The organism is Microvirga tunisiensis (genome assembly GCF_009296175.1).
GTDB classification, from domain to species: domain Bacteria; phylum Pseudomonadota; class Alphaproteobacteria; order Rhizobiales; family Beijerinckiaceae; genus Microvirga; species Microvirga tunisiensis.
The window spans coordinates 1-4,275 of sequence record NZ_VOSK01000453.1 but is presented as its reverse complement, the minus strand read 5'-3'; the positions used below and the strand labels follow the sequence as shown (position 1 = coordinate 4,275).

The 4,275-nt window shown below is 62.5% G+C and carries 2 protein-coding genes and 3 pseudogenes; 2 read left to right on the top strand and 3 right to left on the bottom strand.

Going from position 1 to position 4,275, the window contains the following annotated elements; translation table 11 throughout:
* Positions 1-76: 76 nt before the first annotated feature.
* The 3 genes and pseudogenes from FS320_RS39130 to FS320_RS39120 form a co-directional block, all read right to left on the bottom strand.
* A pseudogene (locus FS320_RS39130) lies at positions 77-973 on the bottom strand (tannase/feruloyl esterase family alpha/beta hydrolase); the annotation flags it as partial.
* Positions 974-999: 26 nt separating this feature from the next.
* Positions 1,000-1,374: pseudogene (locus FS320_RS51205) on the bottom strand (tannase/feruloyl esterase family alpha/beta hydrolase); the annotation flags it as partial.
* Positions 1,375-1,930: 556 nt separating this feature from the next.
* Positions 1,931-2,599, bottom strand: coding sequence for a DsbA family oxidoreductase (locus FS320_RS39120; protein ID WP_152717765.1), 669 nt, complete (start codon positions 2,597-2,599; stop codon positions 1,931-1,933).
* 246 nt (positions 2,600-2,845) lie between these two features.
* On the opposite strand from FS320_RS39120, the gene yghU reads away from it, so the two are divergent.
* Positions 2,846-3,724, top strand: coding sequence for a glutathione-dependent disulfide-bond oxidoreductase (gene yghU, locus FS320_RS39115; protein ID WP_152717764.1), 879 nt, complete (start codon positions 2,846-2,848; stop codon positions 3,722-3,724).
* A gap of 282 nt (positions 3,725-4,006) precedes the next feature.
* Positions 4,007-4,275, top strand: a pseudogene (locus FS320_RS39110) (IS110 family transposase); the annotation flags it as partial.

The following is a 4,275-nucleotide window of genomic DNA, read 5'->3' as shown; positions in this document are numbered from 1 at the left end:
CGACGACGCCGACCCGTATCGACAATCTCAACTCGATCCATAGCCGCACTGTCCTTTTTGACGTCAATAAGGACAGTCAGTGCCAAATCCGACAATTCCTACAAGGCGGCCCACCTCGGATGCGTACGTTGATGAGCGGCGTCATGGCGTCGAAGCGATCAGGACCGAACCCGCCGCGGCAATGGAACATGCCAGGCACCATGAACAGCCGATAGAAGTTGCTTGTCCGGTCCGCTCCCATCGTCCGGCGGACCCGCTCGTAGTAGTTCACCCCCATCATCGGGTTCAGGGCAGGATCCGCCCAGCCGAAGTAGGTGATGAGGCGCCCACCGCGCTTCTCGAACTCGGACAGGTCCGGGTTAGTGGCATTAAGGATCTCCCGGATTCGGGTAATCGGCTCGACATCCTTGTCGAAGTTGAACTGCTTCCAATCCAGGTTGGGTTGCGAGGTCGGAGCGTTGGCAAAGTACTTCAGGAAGCTCTCGCCATAGGCGAGTTGTCGGCTTTTGGCGCCTTCAGAGACGATCCACTCCTTCCATCCGCTTGCGCCGCTGGCATCCGCCGGCTCCGCACCCGGAAGCTGGCCCGGGAAGATGACCTCACCCTTGCTCTGCACGCCACCATAGATGGTCTGGAGCGTCTCGACTTGGGCTTGGGTAAAGCACTGATCCCCGGTCTGGCCTTCGGTGCATTTCGGCAGGTCCTGAGCGGGGTTGAAGGGACATTGGCGTGGGTCGGCCAGTAGACCGTCCTTGGCACCGTCCACGGCATCGCACTTGTCCAGCACGGCCTTGGCAATCGCGGGGAGCTGCCGGATCGAGATCGGCGCCTTGGCGAGCGCTTGAGCGTTCCACACGCCCCAAAGCTGGGTTCCAGTGAAATCGAGCACAGGGGCGCCAGCGAGGATGCCGTCAAAGTCGCCCGGAAAGCGCTGAGCCGACATGAGACCCTGACGCCCACCCGTGGAGCAGCCGTCCCAGTAGAGGAGTAGGAGGGAGGACGATCATAGTAGGCCCGGATCAGGTCCTTGGACCTGGTGACGGTCACGTGGACTCCGCGCGAGGCATAGTCCACGAGCTTGCCGAGGTTGTTCTCGGCAAAACTGCCGAGTGGTTGGGCGCGGGCATCGTGACCGCTGTTCTGCTGGACCACGGCAAAGCCCTGCCGGAGAGCGGCATTGCGGGTGTCCTGCCGGCTGGCTTCCGCCAGGTTCTCGCCGGCATAGCCGCCATTGCCGAACATATAGAGCCGCCGGTTCCAGGCATCCGGCAGGGTGATCTCGAACTGGATCTCCGGCTGGATCACGCCTGTGACCTGACAATGAGCAGGGTGCTGGTCAGCCGCGTCCACAGATCTCGACTTGAGGTAGGACATTTCCGGAAGCACCAATCGCTCGATAGCCGCGCAGGCCATCTGCGGCGACACCGGCGAAGAACGGAGTGGTGCATCGGGCGGTGTCGCGGTGAAGCTGGAGGCGTTCTGTGCGTGAGCCGGGATGATGCCGACCCAAAGCACAGCGGCCGCCAGAAGCGGGCGTTCGAGGGCATTCATGCGCGTTTCCCTCCCTTGGCTGCGGCCATCATTGCCGCTTGTCCCTATTCAGGAGGAAAGAGGGTAGAGGGCCGCGTGTGCTTCTCAATGGACCAAATACGCATTGCATTGGACAAACCGCACATTTGGCTGGGGATCACACCGCTACCCCGCGAAGCGGAGAACTCTGACCCTCCGAATGATGTTTCACACCGTCCGTAGGCTGATCCAAGTGGAGCCTCTAACAGTGATCTCTTAGCACGGAGCCGAAGTAAGACGAGGGTCCTCTGAAGAGAGGAACACCGGACATTCGCGAAGGGCAGGGGATCGGCGGAGAATGACCCATTACAGAACATCAGCGACGTCCGAGATCCCAACTTGGCTCGAATGCCATGTGTAGTCAGGCGCCGGCTGAGGCTTGCCCAACCTCGGCGGCAATGCTGCGCAGCGCGTGCTCGAAGGTGCCGGCGGGCTGACCGCCGGAGATTAGCCATTTCCCATTGATGACGATGGCTGGGACCGATCGGATGCCTCGGGAGGTCCATTCCAGTTCGGCGTTGCGCACCTCCTCGGCATAACGGCCCGACGCTAGCACCTCGCGAGCCTGAGCCCCGTCGAGGCCGGCCGCGACGGCGGCCTCCACCAGCACCCTATGGTCCGACACGTTCGCGCCGTCCGTGAAGTTCGCCCTGAACAGCGCGAGCTTCAACTCCTTCTGGCGCCCGATTGTCCCGGCCCAGTGCAGCAGGCGGTGCGCATCGAACGTGTTGTAGATCCGGCTTTCCTCCGACATGTTGAAAGTGAAGCCGACCTCGGCTCCGCGCGACCGGATCATTGCGCGGCTCGCGGCCGACTGCTCGGCCGTGGAGCCGTACTTCTCAGTGATATGCTCCACCAGGTTCTGCCCCGCGGCAGGCATTCTTGGATTGAGCTCGAACGGCTGGAATGTGATGTCGGCCTCCACGGCGTCCGCGACATAGGCAAGCGCCTGCTCAAGTCCCCGCAGGCCGATGACGCACCACGGGCAGGCCACGTCGGAGACGAAGTCGATTTTCAGGTGCTGGGTCATGGAACTGCTCGTTGTCGTTCGTGCAAATCGGATTGTCGCGGTAATGCCGAAATACCACAGTGTCGAGGCGTCCCGATGGCCAATCCTTGAGATGCTCGCTCATATTCAGGCGATCCCAGCCGTGGGTCGTGTCCCCGGATGCGGGATCGAGGCTTCACAACAAGGCCTCCTCCTGCATTATAGCCGCCCCGCCACGGAATCAGTTAATTCCGAATGGACGCCTCACGAATGCCAGGAGCAGCAGTGATGACCGGTTCCTACAATTACGTGCCGCCGAAGGTCTGGACATGGAACAAGGGCAGCGGCGGGAGCCCCGTCACAAGCCTCAACCGCCCGATCGCCGGAGCCACGCACGAGAACGAACTGCCGGTCGGCAGCCACCCATTGCAGCTCTATTCGCTGGGGACGCCCAACGGCCAGAAGGTCACCATTCTGCTGGAGGAACTGCTGGCACTGGGTCATTCCGGCGCGGAGTACGATGCTTGGCTGATCAGGATCGGCGACGGCGACCAGTTCGGCAGCGGGTTCGTGGAAGTGAACCCGAACTCGAAGATACCCGCCTTGTTGGACCGCTCCAGCCCTGATCCGATCCGGGTCTTCGAGTCCGGCGCGATCCTGCTCTACCTCGCGGAGAAGTTCAGGGCGTTTCTGCCGAGGGAGGCCGGCCCGCGTGCCGAATGCCTGTCCTGGCTGTTCTGGCAGGTGGGAAGCGCCCCGTATCTAGGGGGAGGCTTCGGGCATTTCTACGCCTACGCCCCACTGAAGATCGAATATGCGATCGACAGGTTCGCGATGGAGACCAAGCGGCAGCTCGACGTGCTCGATCGGCGGCTCGCGGACAACGAATACATGGCGGGACCTGAGTACACGATCGCCGATATGGCCATCTGGCCGTGGTACGGTGGCCTGGTTCAGGGGCGCCTGTACGAGGCGGGCGAGTTTTTGTCGGTGCAGGACTACCGGCACATCCGGCGCTGGGCCGATGCGATCGGCAGCCGCCCGGCGGTCGCACGGGGGCGGGTCGCGAATCGTGCCTTCGGCGAGCCCTCTGAGCAGTTACACGAACGCCATGACGCCAGCGACTTCGACACTATGACACAGGATAAAGTGGCCGCCCGGGAGTAGCAGCCCACCAAGTACGGCGAACGTCCCGCACGAGCATGGACGCGGATGCCGTGTGCTGGTGTCGAAGGCCACGTCGCGGTGGAGCGGTTCGTCACACAGCTCTTGCAGAACCATGGGTCGGAGAGCACGTGGGCTGCAAACGCGAACGAGGTAATCGAGGCTATCAACGAGCTGAACGACGCAAGCCAATGCTATAGGTCGGCTAATGGGATGGTCCGGCCGTGCTTCTGCCCCGCTTGTTCGTAAGCTGTGGGGCTTCGAGCCACGCAAGGAGCACGTCTCATGTCACGGTCTTCTTTCTCTGCCGCCATTGCCACCCTGGGCATCGATCTCGGCAAGAACAGCTTCCACCTTGTCGGCCAGGATCAGCGCGGCGCCATCGTGCTGCGCCTCAAGCTCTCCCGTACCCAACTCGCTCAGCGCCTGGCCAACATTCCACCCTGCCTGATCGGCATGGAGGCTCGGCATGGAGGCCTGCGCCGGGGCCCACCACATCGGCCGGCAACTGCAAGCGCTCGGCCATGACGTGCGCCTCATCCCGGCCCAGTACG